Annotated in this window: 29 protein-coding genes; 15 read left to right on the forward strand and 14 right to left on the reverse strand. The window is 62.5% G+C overall.

The window, feature by feature from the left end; translation table 11 throughout:
* The first annotated feature begins 80 nt into the window (after window positions 1-80).
* From LB564_RS14225 to LB564_RS14245, 5 genes are all read left to right on the forward strand, one after another.
* Window positions 81-398 carry a plasmid stabilization protein gene (locus LB564_RS14225; protein WP_224538584.1) on the forward strand — a complete coding sequence of 106 codons (318 nt, stop codon included), beginning with the start codon at window positions 81-83 and terminating at the stop codon, window positions 396-398.
* 25 nt (window positions 399-423) lie between these two features.
* Window positions 424-867, forward strand: coding sequence for a PPC domain-containing DNA-binding protein (locus LB564_RS14230; protein ID WP_224538586.1), 444 nt, complete (start codon window positions 424-426; stop codon window positions 865-867).
* Window positions 868-910: 43 nt separating this feature from the next.
* Window positions 911-1,924, forward strand: a complete 1,014-nt coding sequence (locus LB564_RS14235) for an ATP-dependent DNA ligase (protein ID WP_411910157.1) — start codon at window positions 911-913, stop codon at window positions 1,922-1,924.
* Window positions 1,925-2,061: 137 nt separating this feature from the next.
* Window positions 2,062-2,580 (forward strand): ferritin-like domain-containing protein, encoded by a 519-nt coding sequence (locus tag LB564_RS14240; RefSeq protein WP_140705178.1) that lies wholly within the window; start codon window positions 2,062-2,064, stop codon window positions 2,578-2,580.
* An 82-nt stretch (window positions 2,581-2,662) separates the two neighbouring features.
* Entirely contained in the window at window positions 2,663-2,938 is a 276-nt protein-coding gene (locus LB564_RS14245) for a hypothetical protein (RefSeq protein WP_224538591.1), read from the forward strand.
* A 22-nt stretch (window positions 2,939-2,960) separates the two neighbouring features.
* On the opposite strand, the gene LB564_RS14250 is transcribed toward LB564_RS14245, so the two are convergent.
* The 6 genes from LB564_RS14250 to LB564_RS14275 form a co-directional block, all read right to left on the reverse strand.
* Complete coding sequence (locus tag LB564_RS14250; protein ID WP_224538593.1) at window positions 2,961-3,125, reverse strand: hypothetical protein; 165 nt, start codon at window positions 3,123-3,125, stop codon at window positions 2,961-2,963.
* Between the two features lie 294 nt (window positions 3,126-3,419).
* Window positions 3,420-3,959, reverse strand: a complete 540-nt coding sequence (locus tag LB564_RS14255; RefSeq protein ID WP_224538596.1) for a prepilin peptidase — start codon at window positions 3,957-3,959, stop codon at window positions 3,420-3,422.
* A gap of 2 nt (window positions 3,960-3,961) precedes the next feature.
* Window positions 3,962-4,522: a tetratricopeptide repeat protein gene (locus tag LB564_RS14260; RefSeq protein ID WP_224538598.1), complete on the reverse strand. Its 561-nt coding sequence runs from the start codon at window positions 4,520-4,522 to the stop codon at window positions 3,962-3,964.
* Window positions 4,523-4,576: 54 nt separating this feature from the next.
* Window positions 4,577-5,527: a type II secretion system F family protein gene (locus tag LB564_RS14265; protein WP_140705170.1), complete on the reverse strand. Its 951-nt coding sequence runs from the start codon at window positions 5,525-5,527 to the stop codon at window positions 4,577-4,579.
* Between the two features lie 18 nt (window positions 5,528-5,545).
* Window positions 5,546-6,514 carry a type II secretion system F family protein gene (locus LB564_RS14270; protein ID WP_140705168.1) on the reverse strand — a complete coding sequence of 323 codons (969 nt, stop codon included), beginning with the start codon at window positions 6,512-6,514 and terminating at the stop codon, window positions 5,546-5,548.
* Window positions 6,514-7,902 (reverse strand): CpaF family protein, encoded by a 1,389-nt coding sequence (locus tag LB564_RS14275; RefSeq protein WP_224538601.1) that lies wholly within the window; start codon window positions 7,900-7,902, stop codon window positions 6,514-6,516. The genes LB564_RS14270 and LB564_RS14275 overlap by 1 nt, the downstream gene beginning before the upstream one ends.
* A 543-nt stretch (window positions 7,903-8,445) precedes the next feature.
* On the opposite strand from LB564_RS14275, the gene LB564_RS14280 reads away from it, so the two are divergent.
* From LB564_RS14280 to LB564_RS14325, 10 genes are all read left to right on the forward strand, one after another.
* On the forward strand, window positions 8,446-8,661 hold the full coding sequence (locus LB564_RS14280) for a Flp family type IVb pilin (RefSeq protein WP_140705164.1): 216 nt from the start codon (window positions 8,446-8,448) through the stop codon (window positions 8,659-8,661).
* Window positions 8,662-8,753: 92 nt separating this feature from the next.
* Window positions 8,754-9,791, forward strand: coding sequence for a Flp pilus assembly protein CpaB (cpaB, locus tag LB564_RS14285; protein WP_140705162.1), 1,038 nt, complete (start codon window positions 8,754-8,756; stop codon window positions 9,789-9,791).
* A 55-nt stretch (window positions 9,792-9,846) separates the two neighbouring features.
* Complete coding sequence (locus tag LB564_RS14290) at window positions 9,847-11,289, forward strand: type II and III secretion system protein family protein (RefSeq protein ID WP_224538604.1); 1,443 nt, start codon at window positions 9,847-9,849, stop codon at window positions 11,287-11,289.
* Between the two features lie 55 nt (window positions 11,290-11,344).
* Window positions 11,345-11,569 (forward strand): hypothetical protein, encoded by a 225-nt coding sequence (locus LB564_RS14295; RefSeq protein WP_224538606.1) that lies wholly within the window; start codon window positions 11,345-11,347, stop codon window positions 11,567-11,569.
* A 124-nt stretch (window positions 11,570-11,693) separates the two neighbouring features.
* Window positions 11,694-13,142: a Tad domain-containing protein gene (locus tag LB564_RS14300; RefSeq protein ID WP_263491216.1), complete on the forward strand. Its 1,449-nt coding sequence runs from the start codon at window positions 11,694-11,696 to the stop codon at window positions 13,140-13,142.
* 5 nt (window positions 13,143-13,147) lie between these two features.
* Window positions 13,148-13,705 (forward strand): TadE/TadG family type IV pilus assembly protein, encoded by a 558-nt coding sequence (locus tag LB564_RS14305; protein WP_224538610.1) that lies wholly within the window; start codon window positions 13,148-13,150, stop codon window positions 13,703-13,705.
* Between the two features lie 38 nt (window positions 13,706-13,743).
* Entirely contained in the window at window positions 13,744-14,352 is a 609-nt protein-coding gene (locus LB564_RS14310; protein ID WP_224538612.1) for a TadE/TadG family type IV pilus assembly protein, read from the forward strand.
* Window positions 14,349-15,512: a CpaE family protein gene (locus LB564_RS14315; protein ID WP_224538615.1), complete on the forward strand. Its 1,164-nt coding sequence runs from the start codon at window positions 14,349-14,351 to the stop codon at window positions 15,510-15,512. Before LB564_RS14310 ends, LB564_RS14315 begins: the two co-directional genes overlap by 4 nt.
* Complete coding sequence (locus LB564_RS14320; protein ID WP_224538617.1) at window positions 15,499-16,071, forward strand: L,D-transpeptidase; 573 nt, start codon at window positions 15,499-15,501, stop codon at window positions 16,069-16,071. Before LB564_RS14315 ends, LB564_RS14320 begins: the two co-directional genes overlap by 14 nt.
* Window positions 16,068-16,631 (forward strand): hypothetical protein, encoded by a 564-nt coding sequence (locus LB564_RS14325; RefSeq protein ID WP_224538619.1) that lies wholly within the window; start codon window positions 16,068-16,070, stop codon window positions 16,629-16,631. Before LB564_RS14320 ends, LB564_RS14325 begins: the two co-directional genes overlap by 4 nt.
* 24 nt (window positions 16,632-16,655) lie before the next feature.
* Here the strand turns inward: LB564_RS14325 and LB564_RS14330 are convergent, their stop codons facing one another.
* Genes LB564_RS14330 through LB564_RS14365 form a run of 8 tightly spaced genes read right to left on the reverse strand, consistent with a single transcriptional unit; the run spans window position 16,656 to window position 26,005 of the window.
* Complete coding sequence (locus tag LB564_RS14330) at window positions 16,656-17,327, reverse strand: hypothetical protein (RefSeq protein WP_224538621.1); 672 nt, start codon at window positions 17,325-17,327, stop codon at window positions 16,656-16,658.
* Complete coding sequence (locus LB564_RS14335) at window positions 17,327-18,946, reverse strand: GMC family oxidoreductase (protein WP_224538623.1); 1,620 nt, start codon at window positions 18,944-18,946, stop codon at window positions 17,327-17,329. The genes LB564_RS14330 and LB564_RS14335 overlap by 1 nt, the downstream gene beginning before the upstream one ends.
* Window positions 18,943-20,457: an FGGY-family carbohydrate kinase gene (locus LB564_RS14340; RefSeq protein WP_224538625.1), complete on the reverse strand. Its 1,515-nt coding sequence runs from the start codon at window positions 20,455-20,457 to the stop codon at window positions 18,943-18,945. Before LB564_RS14340 ends, LB564_RS14335 begins: the two co-directional genes overlap by 4 nt.
* Before the next feature lie 17 nt (window positions 20,458-20,474).
* Window positions 20,475-21,317, reverse strand: coding sequence for a class I fructose-bisphosphate aldolase (locus tag LB564_RS14345; RefSeq protein ID WP_224538627.1), 843 nt, complete (start codon window positions 21,315-21,317; stop codon window positions 20,475-20,477).
* Window positions 21,308-22,999, reverse strand: a complete 1,692-nt coding sequence (locus LB564_RS14350; RefSeq protein ID WP_224538629.1) for a glycerol-3-phosphate dehydrogenase/oxidase — start codon at window positions 22,997-22,999, stop codon at window positions 21,308-21,310. Before LB564_RS14350 ends, LB564_RS14345 begins: the two co-directional genes overlap by 10 nt.
* 22 nt (window positions 23,000-23,021) lie before the next feature.
* Complete coding sequence (locus tag LB564_RS14355; RefSeq protein WP_224538631.1) at window positions 23,022-24,017, reverse strand: aldo/keto reductase; 996 nt, start codon at window positions 24,015-24,017, stop codon at window positions 23,022-23,024.
* The gene (locus LB564_RS14360; RefSeq protein WP_224538634.1) at window positions 24,014-24,994 is read right to left on the reverse strand and encodes a sugar-binding transcriptional regulator; all 981 of its coding nucleotides are present in this window, start codon (window positions 24,992-24,994) and stop codon (window positions 24,014-24,016) included. Before LB564_RS14360 ends, LB564_RS14355 begins: the two co-directional genes overlap by 4 nt.
* Window positions 24,995-25,018: 24 nt before the next feature.
* Window positions 25,019-26,005, reverse strand: coding sequence for an ABC transporter permease (locus LB564_RS14365; protein WP_224538713.1), 987 nt, complete (start codon window positions 26,003-26,005; stop codon window positions 25,019-25,021).
* Window positions 26,006-26,012 lie beyond the last annotated feature (7 nt).

A 26,012-nucleotide genomic window follows, 5' to 3' on the forward strand; every position in this document is an offset into this window, starting at 1 on the left:
AGGAACGGCCGGTTCGCCGCCCGCGTTGGAACCCTGGCGCTAACCTGACGTTCAACCTCCATCGAGAAGGAGAAACGATCATGCCCCGAGGCGAGAAATCCAAGTACACCGACAAGCAGGAACGCAAGGCCGACCATATCGCCGAAGGCTATGAGAAGCGCGGCGTCTCCGACAAGGAAGCCGAGCGACGCGCATGGGCGACGGTCAACAAGGACGATGGTGGCGGCAAGAAAGAAGGCGGCTCCGGGCGCGGCAAGCACACCGGTCATCCAGCGGCGCACAAGGGTGGCAAGACCGGCGGCAAGGCGTCGGCTTCCCGATCGGCCGCCAGCCGATCCGAATCGGCAAAGAAGGCGGCGGCGACGCGCAAAAGGAACGCCGAACACCACGCCCATTGAACGACCTCCAGGATCGGACGCCGCCATGAAATCGCGACGCATCAACGAGGCGAACGGCCAACGGACATTCGTGGTGGTGCTCGACCCGGGCGAAGAGGCATTTTCGGCGCTGACCAGCTTCGCGGTGGACCAGAAGATCGGCAGCGCTTCCCTGACGGCGATAGGCGCGTTCCAACGGGCTATCGTGGGCTGGTTCGACCTGGAGGCAAAGAACTATCGAAAAATCCCGGTCGAGCAACAATGCGAGGTCTTAAGCGCGATCGGCGACGTTGCCACGGGCGATGACGGCAAACCAAGTCTTCATGTCCACACTGTACTTGGCTTGAGCGATGGCACGACGAGAGGCGGTCATCTCCTCGAGGGCACCGTTCTGCCGACATTGGAAATCACGGTGGTGGAAGCGCCGGTCCACCTGCGCCGCCGCAAACGGGCCGAATTCGGGGTGGCTTTGATCGATCTCGGCGCCTGAAGCCGCCGCGGCGCATCGTGCGGGCGCAACGCCCCGGAGAGCCATGGTAGAGCCAATGACGGACAGCTTTGCCCTTCCCCTGGACACGCCTCCCATGGAGGCAAAGGCCGCCGATGCGCTGCCGGAAGGGGAAGGCCTTTGGCAATACGAACCCAAATGGGACGGCTTTCGCTGCCTCGCCTTCAAAGGCGACAGGGACGTTGATTTGCGCGCCAAATCCGGCAAACCCCTCGGCCGTTACTTCCCCGAACTCGTCGCCATGCTGCGGCAGGTCGAGGCCCGCAACTTCGTTGTGGACGGCGAAATCGTCATCGAACTCGAAGGCCAGCTTTCCTTCGACGCGCTGCAGATGCGGCTTCACCCGGCCGAAAGCCGCATACGCAAGCTGAGCGCGCAAACGCCGGCCCGGCTGATCCTGTTCGACATGCTGGCCGCGCCGGGCGGCACGAGCCTGCTTGGCGAGCCGTTGTCGCGCCGCCGCCGGGCGGTCGAGGGGTTCGTTCGGGATTGCGCCGAGCCTGGCTTGCGGCTCTCGCCCAGCGCGACCGATCCAGCTGCGGCCAGGCGCTGGCTGGAGGGTGCCGGCCACGGTCCCACCGACGGCGTGGTCGCCAAATTGCTGGCCGACCCCTACCGGCCGGGGGAACGCGCGATGGTCAAGGTCAAACGGCTGCGAACGGCCGACTGCGTGGTCGGCGGATTTCGCTATCTGACCGGCAGTAAGGAGGTCGGCTCGCTGCTGCTCGGCCTCTACGATGAGGGCGGCAAACTCGACCATGTCGGCTTTACCTCGACCATCGGCAGGGATGACCGGGCCGGCGTCACCCGAACGCTGGAGAAGTTACGAGGCGGACCCGGTTTCACCGGCAAGGCACCGGGGGGACCGAGCCGCTGGAGCACCGAACGCAGCGGCGAATGGGAGCCCCTGCGGCCGGAGCTTGTGGTCGAGGTCCGCTTCGATCACGTCACCGGCAACAGGTTCCGCCATGGCACCAAGCTGCTGCGCTGGCGGCCGGACAAGGCGCCGCGCCAGTGCACCATGCGGCAGATCCGGTGAGGAAGTTCGCCCCGCGGGCGCGCTCGGCGAGCTGGCGGCAGCCTGTTTGCGAGGCGGTTGGAACAACCGCCACGATAGCAAGTTGTGCCCCAGCTACACCGCGCTGGTGAGCTTCACGACAATTGGAGAAGACAATCATGGCGACTGCGAAGAAAGCGGCAACGAAAGATCTTGAAGCCCTGTTCCTCGACGGGCTGAAGGACATCTATTACGCCGAGAAGAAAATCCTGAAGGCGCTGCCGAAAATGGCGAAGGGCGCCGAATCCGAGGATCTTGTCGCGGCGTTCCAGAAACATCTGGCGGAGACCGAGGGCCAGGTCGATCGGCTCGAACAGGTCTTCGAGCTTCTCGACAAGCCGGCCCGGGGCAAGACCTGTCCCGCCATCGACGGCATTCTCGAGGAAGGTTCGGAAATCCTCGAGGAATACAAGGGCGCCCCGGCGCTGGACGCCGGGCTGGTTGGCGCAGCGCAGGCCGTCGAGCATTATGAGATCGCGCGTTACGGGACGCTGATCGCCTGGGCCGAACAGCTCGGCAAGAGCGACGTGGTCAAACTCCTCAATCAAACCCTGGAGGAGGAGACGGCGACCGACGAGGCGCTTTCCAGCCTTGGCGAGGGCGGCGTCAACGAGCGTGCCCTGGAACAGGCCGCCTAGCTGGCGAGCTGTTGCCCCGGGCGCCTCAGGCGATCCGGGGCAAACTCCCCGGACTCGGGGAACGACGATTCGGAGAACGACGATGGCCCCCCGCAAAACAGAACAACCCGCGGTTCAGAGTGACGACCCGGCTGCAACGGAAGGTCCCGTAATCGAGCAGCAGGACTGGGACGCCCTGGCAGGTGCGAAAATCCTTCCCGACGACGTCGAGGTGGAAGACGAGGCTGACGGCGAATTGCCCGAGGAAGATGACGACAACGCCTACCAGGAAAGCGACGAGGCATTGCCCGACGATGTCGAGGAGGCGGTCCTTTCACGCGATCCCTCCAGGGAAGGCGGCCGCTTCGACGAGGAATGACCAAATGACGGTCGGCTTCCGCTCAGCCGATCGCATGCATCGGGGGCTCTTCGTTTTCGTCAGGATTGGGTAACGGCGCCTCATCGGGCAATTCTTCCGGCTCCGGTTCGCCGATCGGCTTGGGCTTCCAATTGGGAGCCGGCATGGGCACGTCGCGGTTGGGATCGGGGTCTCTCGGATCGGGCATAAATCTGTCTCTCTCTGTTGGTGAGGCGCCGCATCCCATCTACTCGGGGATTTGCCCGAGGCGACCCGGCTCCATGGCCAAATAAACTGGCGGCCCAGACGTTCCGTCACGTAATATTTCGTGCGGACCCGAGCCATGTTTCCGCTCGCTTTCGGAACTCGGTGGAGGCGGGCCGTTGTGGCCTGTCCGCAACCACCCTGTCGTGGCACGAAATCGCTATCGTTTCTACGATTTGGACGTGTGCTTACAAGATCGTCGGACCGTAACGCCGAGCGGCATCGCAGCAACGAGGAGCTAATTGAGCTGGCCAAGGATTCCGGAGCTGTTGGCCAGGACAAAACTCCAGTAGATCTGCAGCGCTATCGTGCAGATCGCGGCCGCCGAGATCGGCACGCCGAAAGGCACCACGCCTCTCTTGTCGAGATGCTGGACGTAGACGCGGAAGGCACTTTGAGGCAGCAGCAGCGGGTTCTTCACGACCAGGGCCGTGGCCAGGGCAAAAACCAGCAGCAGCAGCGAAAATATCGTCAACCCACTACCGCCGATCAGAAGCGGCACGACCGCCAGCAACTTGACATCGCCGGCACCGATCTTGCGCAGCAACCAGAATGGGAAGAGCGCCAGAAACAGCAACAGGCCGGCCACCGCGCTCAAGCCCATATCCCACCACGATGCGGATTGAAGCGACACAAGCAGGAGCGATCCGAGCCCGAGGCAGAGCAGCAGCAGCACGTCGCGGTTGGATATTTTCTGGGTGGTAAAGTCGAGCCAGGCGATCCGCGCGAGCAGGGCCGCGGCCAGTAGCTTCAGCACTATCGCTTCGGTCAGCAGCACGTTCAGCGCTCGATGTTTTGCACGCTTGACGAGAGCAGTTTCAGATTGTTGGCTACGGTCGGATCGTTGGGCGCCAACTCATAGGCCTTGAGGAAATTGCCGCGAGCGTCCTGCAGCCTGCCGCGCAGCAGATAGGAATAGCCGACATTGTTGTAATATTCGGGCGACGGTCCCATCAACTTGAACGCCCTGCCATAGGCGCGATCGGCAAGGTCGAAGCGGTGGATGCGGTCGCAGGAAGCCGCCAAGCCCATCCATGCGCCGCCGTCATTGGGCGCAAGCTGCGTCGCCTTGAAGAACAAGGCGCCGGAATTGCCGTAGTTTTCGGCGCGAAACTGGTTCTTGGCCTCCGCGACGGCTTGGTCCGAAGCGTAGTATTCGACGTCGCCGACAGTCTTCAACCCGTCGAATGCATCGCCGAAGGAGGTCACGTCACCTTTCGAGGGCTCGTTGGTGCGCACGACACCGCCAGTGGCGTCCACGGCGTTTGTCTGACAGCCGGCAAGCGCCGCCATCAGCAGACTGGCAGCGACGACGGTTGCGAGGCGCATTGGCCCTGTCATTTTTATCCCCCAAGAGTCCTGCGACTCTATTTTAGAATCAAAGCATATACCCATTTAGAAGAAAATGCCCTTCATCCGGATGATCACCGGCAACATGATAACCATCATGACGACCGGGAAGATGCACAGGCCCAGCGGGATCATCATTTTGACGGGAAGAGAGTTGGCGCGTTCCTCCGCACTCAGAATCCTTTGCCCACGCATCTCGGCGCTATAAACACGCAAGGCATCGGTGAGGCTGGTGCCGAGTTCTTCCGATTGACGGAACAGGACAGCCAGTGCCCGCGCCTCGTCAAGCCCGATGCGATCTGAAAGTTCGCGCAGCGCTTCCCGCAACGGCTTGCCAGCACGCAGCTGCAAATTCATGATCGACAGCTGGATGCCCAGCCATTTGTGGGTGGCGGCCATTTCCTGGCTGACGCGTTCGACTGCCCCCTCCAAGCTCATACCGGCATCGGCGCAGGTGATCATCATGTCCATGAAGTCGGGGAAGGCTCGACGATAGATCTGTTTCTGGCTGTTCTCGAAACGGTCGAGCAGAATCGAGGGAATCACCATGGTGGCAAGGCCGAACAGGGCAGAACCGGCAAGAGTGATGAAACCGGGCAGTTGCGGCGGCAGAACCCGCGACAGGAGTGCATACATCGCCAGAAAACCGACGCAGACCGCGACAAGGCGGGACAACGTATAAATCAGCGGTGCGCTCGATTTATAAAAGCCGGCGCGAAACAGTTTCGCTTCCAAGGCGTTCGGCTCTTCCCGCTCCTTCTCGACCGACTTGAAGTACGCCTCGACCGGCCGTTGCGCGGCAAGCTTGGCAAGCTGGTCTTGTCCGAGCATCGAGCGGCGATCGGTCATTCCTTCGCTTTTGAGGCTCTGCGCGACGAGCTTTCGTGTTTGAAGGGCCGGTAAAAAGACAAGCGCACCGAACAGGAAAAGGGACATCGCCGCCACAAAGACGGCAATGGACACCAAGAAGCCCAGGTCCTGAATGTTCGAAAACAATTTGTTCGTCGCTCCCAGTCAGAAATCGAAAGTAACCATCCGGTACATGATGAAGTCGCCAAGCAGCGCCCACAAACCAAAGAGCAGAAGTATCGGGAAAACGAGCGGGTTGCCCCAGACACCGCCGTAGTAGGCCGGGGCCAGGATTTGAAGCGTGAAGAACATCACAACAGGAAACAAGGAGATGATCCACGCGGAGACGCGACCTTCGGCCGAAAGCGCCTTGATTTTCATTCGCAATTTCTGCCGTTCACGCAGGACCGAGGAAAGATTGGTCAGAATTTCGGTCAAATTGCCGCCCGTCTTGGCCTGGATCGACAGCGATACCGACAGCAGCTGAAGGCCCTCGAATCCGACACGCTGCGAAAGCTTTCGCACCGCCTGCTCGATGCTGAGGCCAAAGGTGATTTCATCGGAGACGATGCCGAACTCGGTGCCGAGCGGATCGGGCATTTCTCGGGCGACGAGACCAACTGCCACGGAAGCTGGATGTCCGGCGCGCAGCGAACGAACGATCATGTCGAGCGCATCCGGCAGTTGCTTGGCAAACTTCCGGATTCGTTTGTTGCGGGCGCGCCGGAGGACGACAAGTGGCAGGACAAGCCCCAAGATCAGAAAGATAAGAAGTGACGCCAAAGCGGAAGAATTGAAGAGTAACAGCAGCAACGCCATCGCCAGCCCTGCAAGCAGAAATGTCGCAGCGAAAGTCAATGGATTTCCGGTGATACCGGATTGGGTATAGAGCCTGTTCAGCCAGACCAGTCCAAAAAGAAAGTCGCCGGAGTCCGTGAGGCCGCGTTCTCGCAGCAACCCCTGCAACGTTTGTTCGGCCGGAACCTCGCCGGCGAGCCGCTTCAATCGACGATTAACTGCCAGAGACCGGGAGCGGCGGCCGGCAAATGAAAGATAAAGGGCTTCGCCGGTGAGAATGACCGAGGCTGCCGCCAGCATATAGATGAAATACAGCAGAGCTTGACCAGTCAGCATCAGAGGGCAACCTGCGGGTTGAAGGCGTCCTTGGCAAAGTGATGGCCAAGCGTCGCGGCCTCCGGAGCGAAGCGCGGACGGACACCCGTTGCGCGAAAGTCTCCGATGACCTTGCCCTCGGCTGTGACCTCACGGCGGACGAAATGATAGATCTCCTGAAGCTGGACGACATTGCCCTCCATGCCAGTCAGCTCCGATATGGAGGTGACACGCCGGCCGCCGTCCGAAAGACGCTGTGTCTGCACGATAATATCGATGGCGGAGGCAATCTGCGCCCGGATTGACTCATGCGTCATCGGCATTCCGGCCATGCCGACCATCTGTTCCAGCCGCGATATCGCATCGCGCGGCGTGTTGGCGTGGATGGTGGTCATCGACCCCTCATGGCCAGTGTTCATGGCCTGCAGCATGTCGAAGGCTTCCTCGCCGCGCACCTCGCCGACGATGATGCGGTCCGGCCGCATGCGCAGCGCGTTTTTCAGCAATTCGCGCTGGCGCACCTCGCCCCTGCCCTCGACATTGGGCGGGCGCGTCTCCAGCCGGCCGACATGCGGCTGCTGCAATTGCAGTTCGGCCGCATCCTCGATGGTGATCAGCCGTTCCTTCGAGGGTATGTAGCTCGACAAGGCATTAAGCAACGTCGTCTTGCCGCTGCCGGTGCCGCCCGAAACCAGGATCGATTTGCGCGCCTGGACGGCGATCCGCAGCAATTCGATCATCGGCGGCCGGATCGAATTGAATGCCATCAAACGCTCGAGCGAATAGGGGTTCTTCGAGAATTTACGGATCGACACCAGCGGGCCATCCACCGAAATCGGCCGCACCGCGATGTTGACGCGAGAGCCGTCTTCCAGCCGCGCATCGACCATCGGCGACGATTCATCGACACGCCTGCCGATAGCCGAAACGATCTTGTTGATGACGCGCAGCAGATGCGCCTCATCCCGAAACCGGATTGGCGTTTCCTCGACGATGCCACGCCGCTCGATGAAAACGCGCTTGTGGGTGTTGATCAGGATATCCGTGATGGATTCGTCCTTGAGCAAAGGCTCGATCGGCCCCAGTCCGAGCATTTCGTCCGCCGTGTCGCTGGTCAGTTGATCGAGTTCGCGCGCATTCAACGGTACGTTTCGGCCGCGAACGAACTCGCGCACAATGGGACGGATCTCGTTCAGGATCTCATCCTTGGAAGCACTTTCGAGCGCGGTCAGGTTGAACCTATCGATCAGATGGCGATGGATTTCGACCTTGAGCGTCAGGAAAGCGTCGCCGTGGGATTCGATATCGGCTGCTGGAGAAAGGGCGGGAGCGACAGGCAGAACTGTCAGCGTCTCCGCGTTTGCCACGCCCGGCTGGGCGCCTTGCCCCTTGATGAACCGCCCCAGCATAATCCCGTATGCTCCCCTAAACCTTATATTAGTGGAAACTAAACGTTAACCACCCGGGGCACAAGCGCCCGAACGATCCGCCCCTGGTCAATACTTTCAACATAGTTAAGAGCCAGCGGAAAAGAATATCGTTTTTATTCGCCGCTTATCAGCCTCGGACGCAGAAGCGGGATCTAGACTTTAAAGCGTCCTCTGCGCCCGGCGACAGCAGGCATGGGAATCCACCCTAGGACCGGCCGTAACCCCTTAGATATAAAGGGATATGCTAGATTGCTAAAGTACGACTACCTTCATTAGCTAGGACGCATAATTGTGAACGAATGGTTAAGGGCGCTTGAAAAATCAGACGAATCAAGCTCTTGCTGGTTTTCAGGAGCGGATTCTACTCGCAGGTTCATGTATTGGAAAGTTAAGGAACCGTTAATCCGGTTTGACTCCGTGTTTTCTCGGGACCTAGGATCGAGATGACGGGGGATGCTTGGGTATGGATTTCATCCCGTGCTCTGTCTCGTCGGGTTGTAACCTCCAAAGGGAGAAATTGACATGAACAAGCTCATGACGATGACCCGGCAGTTCCGCGACGATGAAAACGGCGCTGCCATGGTCGAATATTCCATCCTTATCGGCATTATCGCCGTTGCATCGATCCTGACAGTCATCGCCATTGGTGCCTGGGTAAACGCTCGTTTCTCGGATCTCTGCACCGCACTCGACAAGGGGACTGGCACCTGCGTCGCATCTACGGGCGTCGGCACCTGATCGCCTGAGTACATTCAGGCCCGGCTCGTTCGAGCCGGGCCTGAATCCAATCGCAGCGGGCGAATCCCGCGCTGGGGCTTGGGGCTTTGGGCATGCGCGCCAATACGCTTATCATGATCGTCCTCGCCGGCGTGTTCGGCGTTCTGGCAGTTGTGCTGGTCAATATCTGGCTGGCCGGCCAGCGTAGTGCCATGGCGCAAACGGGCCTCGTTCAAGGTAGTACGGTCGTCGTGGCGGCAATGCCGCTGAAGTTCGGCGACACGCTCACCGCGGATAAATTGCGCGAAGTGGCTTGGCCGGCAGGCGCGGTTCCAACCGGCGCCTTCAAGACAACGAAGGAAGCCTTGGCAGGCGAAGGCACGAGGCAGGCTCTTCAAACCATTAGTGCCAACGAACCTGTCCTGGCCAGCAAGATTACTGGACCTGGCCAGCGCGCCACGCTTTCGGCAGTGCTCGGCGAAGGCATGAAGGCCGTTTCCATCAGGGTGAACGACGTTCTCGGCGTTGCGGGTTTCGTCTTCCCTGGCGATCGTGTGGACGTGCTGCTGACCCGCAGCGTGCGCGGCGATGACGGCGCGGACCGGAGTTTCGTCGACGTACTGCTGCAGAGCATGAAGGTGCTCGCGATCGACCAGGTGGCCGATGTGAGCAAGGATAGCCCGACAGTCGTGAAGTCGGTGACCCTGGAGGCTAGTACCAAGGATGCGCAGAAGCTGACCTTGGCGGCTGGCGCCGGCCAATTGTCCCTGGCGCTGCGCCAGGCCGCCGCCAGCAAGGGCGAAACTACCGAACGGGTAACGCTTTCCGATCTGACCGGCGAAACGCCCGACGACGTTGCCAAAAGGCAGGCCGAACTGGACAAGAAAGCAGCCGAGGAAGCGGCGGCGGCCGAAGAGCGCAAGCGTGCGGACGACAAGATTGCAGGGCTAACCCAGGCTGTTGAACGAGTCGGAAGCCGCCTTGACGAGCTGGGGAAGGTCAAGCCCGCTCCGGTCGTGGTGACGGCCGCACCGCAGCAAGCAGTCAAGGAAGTCGTCAAATATGTGCAGCCTGAGCCACCGGCGCGGGCGACGGTCGGGGTTTTTCGAGGCGTGAAGCTCGAGACATATGACGTGCCGCGACAACCATGATAAGCTACGGCTAATAAAAGGGGGGCTGCCGCCGGCAGCAATTGGGGAGACGGGGATGCAGGGTTTTTGGAGGATAGCGGCCGCCGCGTTGTCCTGTATAGCGACGGTAGTGCTATCGAGCCTCGGGGCCAAGGCGGCCGACCGTTTCATCGACGTGTCGACCCCCAGCGTGCATCGGATTTTCCTGCCGATGTCGCAATCGGTGACAATCCAGGTGAGCGCCAATCTGGGCGACATCGTCGTCGGCGACGAGAAGATCGCCGATGCGCAGCCGATGACCGACCGTACCCTCTATGTCATCGGCAAGGGCGCCGGCACCACCACGGTCAACCTGTTTTCCACCGACAAGCGCTCGCTCGGCGCCCTGCAGATCGAGGTCGGCGTCGACGTGAGCGACATGGCGGCGGCAATCCGCCAGGTTTCGCCAAGGTCGCGTATCGAGATCGGCTCGGTCAATGGACGGGTTCGGCTTGGCGGTCATGTCAAGGACGGCGCGACGCTGGCGGCCATCATGGAAGTGGCGCAGCAATATGGTCCCGATGCCATCATCAATGCCGTCACAGTCGACGACAGCCAGCAGGTCAATCTCGAAGTGCGCGTGCTGGAAGCCAAGCGCAATGCCGGCCGTGATCTTGGCGTGTCGATCAAGAGCACGAACAGCCGAGGCACAACTCGGGTCGGAACTGGTATTGCCACCGTGGACAAGGACGGCGCGGAACTCGGGGCCGGCGACCTTGTCAGTGGCCTGCTGTCCAACACCAATCCGTTCGCAGCGCTGATCACCCGCGTCATCGACAGCAACATCAAGGTGGACCTGATCATCGAGGCGCTGGAGGCCAAGGGCGTGGTGCGCACGCTGGCTGAACCAAACCTGACCACGCTTTCCGGCGAGCCGGCCAGCTTCAACGCGGGGGGACAGGTCCCGATCCGCAGCGTCAACAAGGATGGCGAGATCCAGATCGAGTACAAGCAATTCGGCGTCAATCTTCTGTTCACGCCGGTCGTGCTCGCCGACGACAAGATCCACATCCAGCTGGCGCCTGAGGTCAGCGACCTGACCGGCTTCACAACCGCAGGCGATCCGATCTTCACCAACCGCAAATTGGAAACCGTCGTGGAACTGCGCGACGGCCAGAGCTTCGCGGTCGGTGGGCTCCTGTCAAGCAAGACCACCAAGCTTCAGAACCAGGTGCCGTGGCTGGGCCAGGTACCTGTGATCGGCACGCTGTTTCGCAATTCGAGCAGCCAGAAGGAAGAGACCGAATTGGTCGTGATCGTGACGCCGCACATCGTGCGGCCGGTGAAGCCCGGCGAGCAGCTGGCGACGCCTTTCGACAAGACACGGCCCGCCAACGATCCCGAATTCTTCGTGCTCGGTCAGCTCGAAGTCAACAAGGACATGATCCGCAAGTACGAGCAAGGCGACGGCGTCACCGGGCCCTATGGCCACATGCTGGACTTCAAGTCGAAGGACAAGATGCTCTATGTCAAGAAATAGCGCCTTGATTCTCATTCTGTGCGCCGGGTCGCTCTCAGGCTGTGCCGCGGACTATTTGAACCACTATGATTCAGTGACCTTGGCCGCCGGCGACACGCAGAAATTCAACTCGATGCTGCAGACCGTCAACCCGCTCAATCCGGCTTCGAAGAACACACACATAGAAGGCGACGGCACGCGTGCCGCCGCTGTAGCCCGCAATTACAAATTCCCACCGCCGCCACCGCCACCGCCGGCTATCACGGTCAATGTCGGCGGGACGGGCGTGACGACGCCGTGAACTGAACGGAAGGATGCGGAGGGCGCCTGGCATGCGAGGGCCTTGGCGCAGGAAAGCAGAGAGTAAGGTCATGTTGGGGACCATTCGCGCGTTCTGGAAAGATCAGAGGGGGATAGCGCTCATCTTGGTCAGCATCACGCTGCCAGCAATCATAGGTTTCTCGCTGCTCGTCATCGACACGAGCCGGGTCAACAACATGCATTTCGACCTGCAGAAGGGGGCGGATGCATTTTCCTTGGCTGGCGCGGCGGAGCTCGACGGCAGTTCCGACAGCATCGTCCGAGCCGACCGCGCCATTCAGACGCTCGTCTCGAACCAGTACAGCTTTTCCGATTCTGCGACGCCAGGACCACAGACGCTTGCTGCCGCTGGCGTCACGAGACGGTATCTCAACGCCCTGCCCGCCGACAACGCGCCAATCCCTGCCAATTATGTCATCACCGACGAGGTAACCTATGCCTCGACGGCGAGATTCGTCCAGATCGATGTTAAGCCGGTCGGCTTCGCAGCGATTTTTCCTGTGTCTTTCCTCAATCCCGGAAGCAGCGGGAATTGGAACATCGGCGCCAGCGCTGTCGCGGGCTTCGGATCGAGCGTTTGCGACTACACGCCGGTCTTTATGTGCAACCCTTATGAAGACACCAGCCTCACTGGCGGCGTGACGCTGGAGCAGGCCGCACAGACAAGAAAGTATCGTCGCAGGCAAATCGTGCTGCGCGGCGACGGTTCCTACGCGCCAGGGAACTTCGCCTTCCTATCCTCGCCATTTGGCACCGGCGCGAACGAGTTGGAAAAGATGCTCGCCGATTCCAAGCCGCAAAATTGCTATTCGCGCGATGGCGTCCAGACCGAGCCGGGCCAGAACGCTGGTCCAGTGCAAGATGGCATCAACTCGCGTTTCGGCATCAACTCGTCGAACTATTCAGACGGGCCAGCCTTCAACGTGCGCAAGGGTGCGACAAACTGGGACCAATATGTCGCGAGCAACAAGGTCAACTATGAGACCGACCCCACCAAGGGCGTCGGCCTCGAGCGTGATTCTTGCCAGATCACCGGCAATTGCACCATGATGGGCGGCCGGATGGGAGCAGGCGACTGGAATCCTTCCCGATATTGGAAAGCGAACCATCCGTTACGAAATTCGGGCAATGGCGCTGGCAATTTGCCGACCGCCCTCGCCGGCACTGGCGACGACCTTCCAACTCGATACGAAACCTACCGGTACGAGAATGACCCCAATGGCGACGGCAACACCTCCGACAACATTGTCGGTGACGCCGCCGTCAGTGGTGAAAAAGGCACGCCTCCCGGGGCGGCAGGCTCTCCAATCACGACGGTTGATCGGCGCCTGCTCTATGGCGCGATCCTCGACTGCAAAGCCCTCCAGGCTAGCGGCACAAGCTTCAAGGGCCGCGCCACCGTTCCTGCTCGCAGATTCGCCAGCTTCTTCATCACCGAGCCCATTAAAGACACCGGCAAGAACATCTATGTCGAACTCGTCGACATCACCGGCAAAGGTGGGAGTGGCACACTTGACAATTTCCTGCGCGACGAAGCGCAGCTCTACAGGTGACGGCGATGTCTCGAAACGTCGGACGTCATCTAACGAAATTCCGTCGAGACCAGCGTGGCGCGGTGCTTGTCGAAATGACGATCGTCGCCCCGTTGATGCTGTTGCTGTCGGCCGGGGTATTCGAGTTTGGCAATCTGATACACGACAAACTGCTGATGGAAGCGGGCCTGACCGACGCTGCCCGATTCGGAGCTCGCTGTAACAGCCAGTTGTACACCGATTATGCGAGTTCGGGTTTTTCGGCGATCGACTGTACCAATGTTGCGAAGAACATCGCCGTATACGGCACGGCCGCACCGACTGTCGTTAACGGCGTGGTGACGACCAACCCGCGCGTTAGTGGCTGGCAGACAGCGAATGTAACAGTGACCATAGGCGCCAGCGGCTCTTGCCACGACGCCGTGGTTGCGGGCGTTACCCAATATCGATCGGTGACTCCCCAAGTGTGCATCGTCAGTGCGACAGGGACCTATCCCTATAGCGGTGTGGGCATGTTGGCGTTTCTCAACATCGGACCGATCACCCTGAGCGGCTCCCATCAGGAGCGGCTGATCCGGTTCTGATGATGAGACGCTTCGCAAAATCAGAACAGGGCACGGCCATGGTCGAGATGGCCATCGTGGCGCCTTTACTTTTTGCGCTGACGCTCGGCTTCGTCGATTTCGGTTACGCCCTATATCAATGGAATGGTGCAACCAAGGCCGTCCAGGTCGGCGCAAGGCTGGCCTCGATTTCAGATCCCGTGGTGCCCGCAACGGTGCTTGCCGCCGCGGCGCCAATCTCGGTCCCGGGCGCGCCGGTTGCGGCTGGCGCTTACCCCCCGTTCGTTTGCAAATATACCGGCAGCATCGGGGACTGCAATGGCAGCTCCGCCAACTTCGACGCCAATGCCTTCAGTCGCATCTTCAGAGGCGATACGGCCGTCACCAACGACGATGCCTGCCCGGCGCCCACAGGAACTCAGCGGCCTGGTATGTGCCACTTCTTTCCGGACCTCCTGCGAACCAATGTCGTCATTACCTATGCGGCGACAGGACTTGGATTCCAGACCAGGCTCAGCGGTCCTGTGCCGACCATAACGGTCAATCTGCAAAACCGGACTTTCCAGTTCTTCTTCCTGGGCGGACTGCTCGGGTTCGGCAATATCAACATGCCCTCCATGCTGAGCACGGTCACGGGCGAAGACCTGAAAACGAGCGCGCCATCATGAACGCCATCAGCACCAAGGTCCTGCCCACCAAGCGCAAGCAGGTCGCGCTGTTTTCTTCCGATGCGAATTTCAAGCGCGAGGTGGCGACGCGGCTCGACGCGCTGGCGATCTATGATGTGCGGGTTGCCGAGACCAGCGACTTCCTCAAGGGGCCGCCGGCCGAGACCCGCCCGGGCATCGTCATCCTCGATCTCGGCAATGGCGAATTGCTTGGCAATCCGGGTATCGTCGAGGCGCGCGCGCTGTGGGCCAGCGTGCCGCTGATCGCGGTTTCCGACGAGCTGACATCGGAGCGGACGCGCGTGCTGGTGCGCATGAACGCCTCCGATTGGCTGCACAAGCCGCTCGACGGCAAGGAGCTGCTCAACGCCGTCACCTTCCACGACAGCGGCAACCAGGGCACCAAGAGCCGTATCATCACCTTCATCGGCGCCAGCGGCGGCGCTGGCGCCACGACGCTGGCGCTATCGGCGGCCGAATTCCTGGCGTCGAAATCGACCGAGCGCGGTGCCTCGACTTGCCTGGTCGACCTCGACTTCCAGAGCGCCAATTGCGGCGCCTATCTCAACCTGTTCAACCAGTTCGACCTTGCCGGCATCATCGGCCAGCCGGAACGGCTCGATGTCGAACTGATGGACGTCATCAAGCTGTCGCGACCGTCCGGCCTGACGCTCTATGCCTTCGAGCGGCCGCAACTGCCGTTCGAGCCGCAGGGCGCCGATTTCGTCTTCCGGCTGCTCGACCTCGTCGCCTACCGGTTCGACGACATCGTCATCGATCTGCCGAACATCGAGACGCCCTGGCACAATTCCGTGCTGTCGACGAGCGACGAGATCTTCATCGTCTTCGAACTCAACGTCGCCTCGCTGCGGCAAGGCAAACGGCTCTACAAGAAGATCCGCGAGCTGCGCGGCAATGCCGTCTCGATCACCCTGGTGGCCAACAAGCACAAGCGCAAATGGTTCGGCAACCACTTCTCGCGCGGCGAGCTGGAGAAGATCTTCAAGGCGCCGAACATCAAGTCGGTCGCGCTCGACAACGCGCTGCTGGCCGACGCCCTGAACCGCGCCATGCTGCCGTCCGAAGTGGACGGGCGGGCGCGCTTCAACAAGGATCTGAAGAAGATGTTCCGCGAGCGGCTCGACGATGCGGCCCGCTAGCCGCCATCGCTTTCGGCTGACGGCCGCCTGCCTCCTCGGCCTGGCGCTGGCGCCGGCGGACGGACGAACCGCGTGGGCGGACAGCCGCCCGCCTCTGCCGGCCATGGGTCCCAGCCTGCGCAAGACCGTGGCGTTTCCCACCGCCGAGAAGATCGGAACCATCATCATCCGCAAGCAGGAAAAGGCGCTCTATCTGGTGACCGGCAAGGGCGAGGCCCTGCGCTACCGGATCAGCGTCGGACGCGACGGCTTCGGCTGGACGGGTACTGTCCAGGTGGGGGCGAAGATGGAATGGCCGGCGTGGCGCCCGCCCAGGGAGATGCGCGCGCGCCAGCCGGAATTGCCTGACATGGTTCCTTCGGGGCCCTACAATCCGCTCGGCGCAAGGGCGCTCTATCTGCTTCGGGATGGTCGCGACACGCTCTATCGCATCCACGGCACCAACGACCCTTCCGGCGTGGGTTTCGACGGTACGTCGGGCTGTTTTCGCCTGACCAATACCGATGTCATCGATCTTTTCAGGCGCGTGCCTGTCGGCACCAAGGTGGTGGTCCAATGACGACGATCAGCGATCCGGACGAACTGGTGGTGGCGATCGAGGCGCCCTTGCTCGACAGGGAGAAGAGCCGGTCCAGACTTGCCGTTGCCGTCGGTGTCGGCCTGACGCTGTTTGCCCTTCTGAACGCCACCGCGGCCGTCTTTCTCTACCGTGGCATCAACGACCTGCGCGCGATCGAGGCGCGGCTGGAAGACCTCGGCCAGTTCGAGCAGCGCATGAGCGCGCGGCTGGACACCGTCAACAACGGATTTCAAAGCCGGTTCGAGGCGCTGGACGACCGGCTGCGGGCAAGCTTCGGCGAGGTCAACGCCAACCTTGGCCGGCAGGCGCCGGACATGTCGGGAAATCACGGCGGCGACGAACCGCGCGTGGTGGAGCTCCCCTCGCCCGCCGAAGACACGGCCGCGGTTGCCAGCGCCACCGAGGCGGAACCTGCTGTCGAGGACATGCCGCGTGTGTCGCGAAGGCGGCAGGCGCCGGCAGCGCCTCCCGCGCCAAGCTCCAACTACCAGCGGACCGTATCCCCGGAAGGTAAGGTCACCTATCACAAGATAAATTAGCTGGGCCTCGGCGCGGCGGATGCGCTAGAAATCCCGCTGCAGTGCCATGATCCGCACGCGCCGCGCTTCAGCGCGCATGCCGAGTTCGCCGATATAGGCAAAATGGCAATAGGCGCACGTCGCCATCCCGACCACCGCCAGCAGGCAGTTCAGCCAGGTGAAGTCCATCATCAGCGAGAACTGAAAGCCGCTCGGCGCCGTGAACGCGGCAATGGTGCTGGCGGTCTGCGAGCGGCCGCCGATGAAAATCATCGACGCCGCGAGGATCAGCGCGCCATGGTTGGCCAGAAAGAAAGCCGCCGACCTTCTGGCCCGGCATGCCATCCAGCAGATCCCCAGCGCCGCGCCCAGCAAGGCGAAATCCAGGCCCATCGATCCGCCCAGATAGAGATCAACCTGCTGCCAGACCATTCCCGACGACTGGTGCAAGGTAAGCCAGATCTTCCACATATCGGGGCTTGCGGGATAGGCTCCGAGCAGGAGCGTGGCCACTCTCTCCATCGCCAGGATCAGCAGGACAAAAGCCGGGAAGGCGAAAAGCAATAGGGATTTGCGTTTCATGGTGCCTCGCAATCTGGCGGATAGATTACGCCGCAGGAGTTGCGAGAGGCTTAACGAGGCTTTGCCTGCCAGATCGACGGCAGCCGCCCATCGACCGGCACGCCGGGCGCGGCGCACCCGACGTCGCCGGAACATTACTGGCGCGAATCCAGCAGGATCATCTGCGCGGCCTTCTCGGCGATCATCACGACCGGAGAGTTGGTGTTGCCCGAGACGATCGTCGGCATGATCGAGGCATCGACCACGCGCAGTCCGGCAAGCCCGTGAACACGCAGCCGATCGTCGACCACCGCCATCGTGTCGGAACCCATCTTGCAAGTGCCGACGGGGTGGAAGATCGTCGTACCGATATCGCCTGCCTTGCGGATGAGGTCTTCGTCGCTGTCATATTGCGTGCCGGGCAGCATCTCCTCGGGCGCGAAGCGGGCCACCGCCCTTGCCTTCATCAAAGCGCGGACATGGCGCAGCGACGCGATGGCGACGCCGCGATCGCCGTCCGTGGAGAGATAGTTCGGCCGGATCTTCGTCGCCGTGCGCGGATCGGGCGATCCCATATGCACGCTGCCCCGGCTTTCCGGACGCAGATTGCAGACCGAGACGGTGACCGCGGGAAAGCGATGCAGCGGTTCGCCCAGCCGGTCGGTGCTCAGCGGCTGCACGTGATACTCGAGGTCGGGTGCCGCGAGGCGCGGATCGCTCCTGGCGAAGATGCCGAGCTGGCTCGGCGCCATCGACAACGGCCCGCTGCGCTTCAACGCATATTCCAGCCCCATCGACGCGCGGCTGGCCAGATTGTGGTAGCGCTGGTTGAGCGTGGCGGCATTCGAGACCTTGAAGACCGTGCGGATCTGCAGATGGTCCTGCAGGTTTTCGCCAACACCGGGCAAGGCATGATGAACATCGATGCCAATGCCCGAAAGCAGGTCGGGACGGCCGACGCCGGAGAGTTCGAGGATCTTGGGTGAGTTGATGGCACCCGCTGCAAGGATCGTTTGCCCGGCGCTGACCCTGTGCAGCCGGTCGCCTTGGCGGAAGACCAGTCCGGTGACGCGCCGGCCCTCGAATTCGAGCCGTTCCGTCTCGGCTCCGGTCACGATGCGCAGGTTCTTGCGCGCCGCGATGCCGCGCAAAAACGCCTTCGATGTGTTCCAGCGCACGCCCCGCCGCTGGTTGACCTCGAAATAGCCCGAACCTTCATTGGTGCCGGTGTTGAAATCGTCGATGCGGGGAATGCCGAGTTCCTCGGCGGCGTCGCGGAACGCGTCGAGGATCGGCCATGACAGGCGTTGCCGTTCGACCCGCCATTCGCCGCCGCTGCCATGCATGGCGCCCTTGCCGCCATGGTAATCTTCCGACTTGAGGAAGTAGGGCAGGACATCGTCCCAGCCCCAACCGGCATTGCCGGCCTGGCGCCATCCGTCATAGTCGGCGGCCTGGCCGCGCATGTAGATCATGCCGTTGATCGACGAACAGCCGCCGAGCACCTTGCCGCGCGGATAATTGAGGCTGCGTCCGTTGAGGCCGGCCTCCGGCTCGGTCTTCATCATCCAGTCGGTGCGCGGGTTGCCCATGCAGAAGAGGTAACCGATCGGGATATCGACCCAGTGATAGCGGTCGCTGCCACCGGCCTCGATGAGCAGGACCCGGTTGCGCGGGTCGGCCGAAAGCCGGTTGGCGAGCACGCAGCCGGCCGAGCCGGCGCCAACGATGACGTAGTCGTAACTGCCGAATGAAGAGGGCAAAGCTTCGGTCACGGGCGGGCCTGCAGTCCGGCGAAGCGCTCCCACAGCGACACCATCGCGCTGTTGATCTCGCTGTAGAGCTGATACCGCCGTGCGTAGGCCTCGGCAACTGCCGCGTTGGGCACGAAGTGGCGGTCCGCCGCCGTCATGGCCGTAGCGCCGGCGCTATAATCCGCGAAGATGCCGACGCCGGTGCCCGCCGCGATCGCCGCCCCCAACGCTCCGGTCTCGCGGCTGCGCGCCACGGTAACGGGCACGCCGAGCACATCGGCGAAGATCTGCGCCCAGATCCAGCTGCGCGAGCCGCCCCCGGACAGCACCACCTCGTCGAAATCGGCACCTGCCTTGTGCAGCGTCTCGACATGGCGCTTGTGTTCGAAGGCAACCCCCTCGAACAGCGCGCGCAGCAAATGCGCGCGGCCGTGCCAGCCGGCAATGCCATAGAAACCGGCGCGCGCGTGGCCATTCTGCTGCGAACCGTAAAGAAAGGGATGATAGATCGGGATATCGCCGTCGGGGTCGACGGACGCGACGAGTTCGCTGCACGATTCGAACGGCGACTTGCCGGCCTCGCCGCCATGCTCGAGGAATTCGCGCACGATCCATTCGAGATTGGCGGCCGAGGTCGCGCTGGATTCGATCGCCAGATAACGCTCACGATCGAAGGTCGACAGCATGAAGATCGAAGGGTCGCGGATCGGCTCGTCGGTGATGACCTGGTTGATGCTCCAGGTGCCGGCGATGACCGAGGCGGCACCTGTCCTGGTCACGCCGGAACCGACGGCACTGGCGACGACGTCGAACAGGCCGGCCACGACCGGCGTGCCGGCGCGCAGGCCCGTCAGAGCCGCCACCTCCTCCGTGACATGGCCGGCGATATCGGCGGATTCCAGCACCGGGGGCAGCAGCTCCATGCAATCGTCAAGCCCGTAGGCGGCAAGCAGATCCGGCTCATAGCGCCGGTCCAGCATCCGCAGCAGGCCGCAGCCCGACATGTCGGATGTGTCGCTGCCGCGCGCGCCGGTCAGGCGGTTGACGACGAAATCCTTGCACAGGAAGACCGTGCCGATCCTTGCGAACAGCGCCGGTGAAAAGCGCTTGAGCCAGGCAAGCAGGGTCGGCGTCTGTGCTGCCCATGGCCGTTGCAGGCAGTGGACATAGGTGCGGTCGCCGACATGCCGCTCCGCCCATTCGGCAACGATGCCGACCGCGCGCGTGTCGAGCGACTGGATGCCGATCAGCGGCGCGCCCTCACGATCGAGCGCGTAGAGCCCATTGCCGTGACCGGCACAGCCGATGGCGGCGATCTCGCCGGCGTCGACGCCGGCCTCGGCGATGCAATGACCGATGACCGCAACCGCGTTGCGCCACAGCTCGTCGAGATCGCGCTCGACATGGCCGGGCTTCGGCATGGATGAGCGGCCGTCGCGTGCGGACTGCGCCAGCTCGCGCCCCGAGAGATCGAAGAGAATGGCCTTGATGACGGTGTTGCCGGCATCGAGGCCAAGAATGTATTTCCCCATTGGCTCCTCCTGCCGGCCTATGCCTGTTTGTACAGGTCCCAGGCGGCGGCGCCATCGGCGTCGTCGTGAATGATCGCCATCAGCCCGCGCACGACCGCGCTCGGATTGGCATGCTGGTAGATGTTGCGGCCATAGACCATGCCGAGCGCGCCCTGCGCCATCAGTGCCGCCGATTTGTTGAACACGGCGCGCAACTCTTCCTTGCCGCCGCCGCGCACCAATACCGGGCAGCGTGCGGCCTCGACCACACGGTGGAAATCGTTGGGATCGGTGGTCGGGTCGGCCTTGATGATATCGGCGCCCATCTCGCGGGCCAGCCGGGTCAGGGTAACGATCTTTTCGGCGTCGCCGTCGACCATGTAGCCGCCATGCTCGGCGACCGGCAGCATGGCCAACGGTTCGATCATCAACGGCAGGCCGTATTTCTCGCAATCGGCGCGCACCCGGGCGATGTTCTGCACGCATTGCCTGAACAGGTCCGGCTCGTCGGGCAACATGAACAAATTGACGACCACGCAGGCCGCATCCATCTCGATTGCGCCTAGCAACGGCTCGGCCTCGTTCTGCAGCACCGCCCACATCGCCCGGTGGCGCGTTTTGTTGTAGGGATTACCCATGTCGATGCGCATGACCAGCGCCGGCTTGTCCTTGCCCGGGACGTCCTGCAGCAGGTCGGCCTGGCCATAGTTCATCTGGATGGCATCAGGCCTGGCCTTGACCAGCTGATCGACGACGGCGGCCATGTCCTCGAGCCCGGCAAGGAAGCCCGGTTCGTTGCAGACACCATGATCGATGGCAACGTCGAGGCAGCGGCCACCACCGAACAGCCGGTTCATGCGGACTTTCTTGTTCACGCGCATAGGGCGCTCCTTTGATGCGTCTGGAGGTCGATGCCGTGCCGGTCGGCCAGCAAGGCGAGGAAGGTCGAGCATTCGGCGGCGGCCTCGCTGGCGTTCCAGCCTTTGTGGGCCGCCAGCATGTCGAGAACGGCGTTGATAAGGTCGAAGCTCAGGCCGCCCGAAATGGCGATGGTGGTGCGGCGCAGGAACAAGTCGGCAAGGCATTCGACCTGCTCATGCTCGATGATCTGCCGGATTTCGCCAGCCGAGTAATCGGACCGCGGCAGCATCTGTTCGCCCGCCGGATGCGCAACGACCTTCCGGGCCGACGTGCCGTAGCGCTGCAGAAGCATTCGTGCGCGCTCGACCGACAGGCCGTATTCAAGCGCGAACGACGCGCACCAGCGCTCCGGATCGGCCGGGAAGTCGCGGCCGCCGCCAATGGCCATATCCTCCGTACCCACACTGCGTTCGAGCCCCAGTCGCTCCAGCACACTGTCAGCCGCCAATGCTCCGAACGAACGAAACGTCGTCCACTTGCCACCGATCATGCAGAGCGTGGCCGGCAGATGCCCGATCGCCTCGACGAACTCGCAAAAATGATCGCGCGGTATGCGGCCGGTGAAGCTGTCGTCGCTGGCGGGCAAGGGGCGAACGCCGGCGAAGCGGAACACGATCTGGTTTTCGCCGATCTTGACCGAGGGGAAGACAAAGGCAAGCGACTGCAGGATGTAGCGTTGCTCGTCTTCCTCGCAGCGAACTTGGTCCGGGTCGTCGACCCTGATATCGGTCGAGCCGATCAGCACCTTGCCGAGATAGGGAAACAGGATGCAGATGCGCCCGTCCTCGTTTTCGTAGTAGACCATATGTCCGCCAAGCGCGGCATGGAGTTCGGCATTGTCGACGATGAGGTGCGAGCCCTTGGTACCGCCCATCATCCTGGGAGCCGACGCCCCGATCGCCTGGTTGGTGAGGTCGATCCAGCCGCCCGTGGCGTTGACGATCAGCCGCGGCCGCACCGGCAATCGCTCGCCCGTCAGCGTGTCGGTGATGGCGAGCCCCTCGCCGCTCGACGACACTTTCGCATAGTTCAGAGCGCGCGCGCCGCTTGCCGTGGCCTCCAGCAGCATCTCCAGGCCGAGGCGTTCGGGTCGGCTGACCCAGGCGTCGTAATAGGTCGCCGAATTGCGGATCGCCGGGTTGATCGCCGGCCAGGTCTTCAAGGTCTCGGTGCGCCCCCTGAATCTGTGCGTCGGCATCAAACGCCGCGCGGAGGTGAACAGGTCATACATGGCAAGTCCGGTCTTGATGACGAGCGCGCCGCGCCGGCTCGGCCGCCGCGTCAGGCCGAGGAACCGGACCGCGCCATTGGCGAGACCGGAGAAAATATCGAAGATCGGCACCGTCGTCGGCAAGGGGGCGACATAGTGCGGCGCGTTCCTCAGCAGCCGATCGCGTTCCAGAAGCGATTCACGCACCAGCTTGAACTCACCGTTCTCGAGATAGCGCAGGCCGCCATGCACCATGCGCGAAAGCGCGGCGCTGGCGCCGCAGCAATAGTCGCCCTTTTCCGCCAGCACGACATCGACACCTTGCAAAGCCAGTTCGCGAAAGACACTGATGCCGTTGATGCCGCCACCGATGACGAGCACGGCAATGTCTGGCCGGTCGCGCAGACCGGCTGTTATTTGGCTACGGTTCATCGGGGCTGCTGCCTTTTTTTGCTCAGGCATCCATCGCGGTGAGATGCGCGGCGACCGCGGCGTCGATTGCCTGGAGCTCGCTTGCCGCAAGCGTGATCTCGCCGGCCAGCGCATTGTCGAGCGCCTGCGCGGGATTGCGCGCGCCGCACAGGGCGAAAGTTATGCCAGGCTGGGCGAGCGTCCAGGCGATGACGATCTGAGCCATCGAAGCCTGGTGTTGGGCGGCTATCGGGGCGATGGCCGCTTTCAGCCTTGCCACCTTCTGCCGGTTGGCCGCTGAGAAGCGCGGGTTGTCCTTGCGCTGGTCATCTCCGCCGAATGCGCGCGCCGCGTCGACCGTGCCGGTGAGCAGGCCCAGCGCCAGCGATGAGTAGCTGAGGGTGGCGATGTCATGGCGGCGCGTGATCGGCAGCAGGCTGCTCTCGATTTCGCGGTCGATCATCGAGTAGCGTTCCTGGATCGCATCGAGCTGGCCGGCGGCGATATAATGACCGAGGTCGTCGGCACTGACATTGCTGGCACCTATGGCGCGGATCTTGCCGGCCGCCTTCAGTCTCTCCAGCACCGTCATCGTCTCGGCGATCGGTGTCGTCGGGTCCTGCCAATGGGTGATGTAGAGGTCGATATGATCCGTGCCGAGACGCCGCAGACTCTGCTCGACTTCATAGGCGATGCCATCGGCGCCGAGGTAGCGATGCACCGGCTTGCCGTCCTGGTCGAAGAAATAGCCGCCCTTGCCGGAATGCCAGTTCAGTCCGCATTTCGTCGCGATCACGACCTTATCGCGCTTGCCCTTGATGGCGGCACCGACGATCGCCTCGCTGCGGCCAAGGCCATAGGCCGGTGCGGTGTCGATCAGGCTGAGGCCGGCGTCGATCGAGGCTTCGATAGCGCGCACCGATTCCTGCTCGTCGGTGCCGCCCCACATCCATCCGCCAATCGCCCATGTGCCCAGGCCTACAGCCGACGCCGATATGCCTGACGTGCCGATCTGTCGCTGGATCTGTCGAGAATTCATGCTGCCTCCTGTTTCGCCAACTCGAGGATCTGGAGCCCGGAGGCCTCGTCCGTGACGATGGTGTCTAGATGGTTGCCGCGCATGGCGGCGAGGATCGGCGCGACCTTGCTGGGTCCGCTCGCGATGCCGATCGAGCGCGGGATGCTGGCGAACTCGTCGAGGGTCAGCGAGACCAGCGAACGGTTGAGCGAGTAGTTGCAGAGCTTGCCCCGGCGATCGATGAGATGGGCGAGCAGCTCGCCCGTCGCCCCGGATTTCTCGATCGCCTGGCGGTCGGCATTCGAGGACGGATGCAGATCGTAATAGCTCGAATCGTCGGTCAGGATGGAGCCGACACCCACCACCGCCACATCGGCCTCGCGCGCCTTGCGAAAGACGTCGGCGACGGAGCTGATCCCCATCAACATCTCGCGCTGCTGCGCGGTATCGGCAAACAGCGGCGCATGGATCTGGAAGGCACGACCGCCAAGCTTGTCGGCCATCAGCGAGGCGACGTGATTGACGTCGGTATAGTGCTTGCCCTGCACCAGTCCCGTGGCGGGGATGATCTCGACATCGTATCGGCGTCCCGGCTTGAGACCCGCGACCAGCGCGCTGACACCTTTGCCACCCGTGATCGAAATGGTGTCGCCATCCTTGATGGTGTCGAGCAGCAGCCCAGCCGCCGCCTCGCCGACCCGCTGCAGGGCCGTGTGCGGATTTTCGGAGACGGACGGCACCACCACCGCCCGCTCGATGCCGCCCAGCGCCACCAGCCGCGCCTCCAGCTCGACCAGATGGTCGATCGGTGACTTGATCTTGATTTCGACGAGACCGAGCTGGTGGCCGCGCTTGATGAGCCGGTTGACGGTGGCGTGCGAGATTCCGAGTTCGACGGCGATCTCGGCCTGGGTCTTGCCTTCGACATAATGCAGGACGAGCGCCTGGTGCATCTGGCGGACAGCGGCGATGTCATCGCGGGTGTTGGGAGGGGCCATGGCCTTGTTCGGTGCCTTTGAAGTTCAGGACTTCTTGCGGTGCAGGAAGTGATCGATCGATACGGCTGCGAGCAGGATGCATCCCTTGATCATGTCCTGCCAATAGACCGATACATCGAGCAGGATGAGCGAGCTGGTCACCACCGAGAGCAGCGCCATGCCGAGGATCGCCCCGAAGATGGTGCCGGAGCCGCCGTTGAGCGAGGCGCCGCCGATGACGGCCGCGGCGATGATGTTGAGTTCCATGCCGGCGCCGAAGGTCGGCGTCGCCGCGCCGAAGCGCGCCATGTAGATGACGCCGGCCAGACCGGCCAGCGTCGAGCACAGCACCGTGACCCAGAACTTCACCTGCTTGGTCCGGATGCCGGAGAACTGCGCGGCCTTCTCGTTGGAGCCGGTGTAGAAGACCTTGCGGAAGGCGGTGGCGCGGCGCAGCAGGAAGTCGAAGATCGCCACCACGACGACAAAGATGATGATGACATAGGGCAAGCCGTTGAAGCTGCCTTGGCCGACCGCCTTGAACGAAGACGGCAGCGTGAACAGCGACAGCGGCGTGCCCTTGGTAACGATCAGGCACATGCCGCGCACGATGACCATGGCCGCGAGCGACGTGATGAAGTGATTGAGGCCTATCACCGTGACGAAGAAGCCCATCGCCGCGCCAATCAGCGCGCTGACGCCAATGCCGATCAGGCTTGCCATCCAGGGATCGAGTCCAGCGAGGAACAGCGCGCCGGAGACCACCATCGAGAAGCACACGACCGAGCCAACCGACAGGTCGATGCCGCCAACGATGAGCAGGATGGTCATGCCGACGACGACGATGCCTTCGATGGAAAAGCTCATCAGCATGGCGCGGAAATTGCCCCATGTCAGGAAGTGCGGCGAGGCAAAGCTCATGGCAATGCACAGCGCCAGGATGATGACGATCAGCCCGGCCTCGCGCATCGATGCGAGGCCGGCGAAATTGATGCGCCGCACATCACCGGCGGCCTTGATCTCGGCATGCACGAGCGCT

It is taken from the genome of Mesorhizobium sp. ES1-6 (assembly GCF_020164775.1).
Lineage (GTDB): Bacteria > Pseudomonadota > Alphaproteobacteria > Rhizobiales > Rhizobiaceae > Mesorhizobium.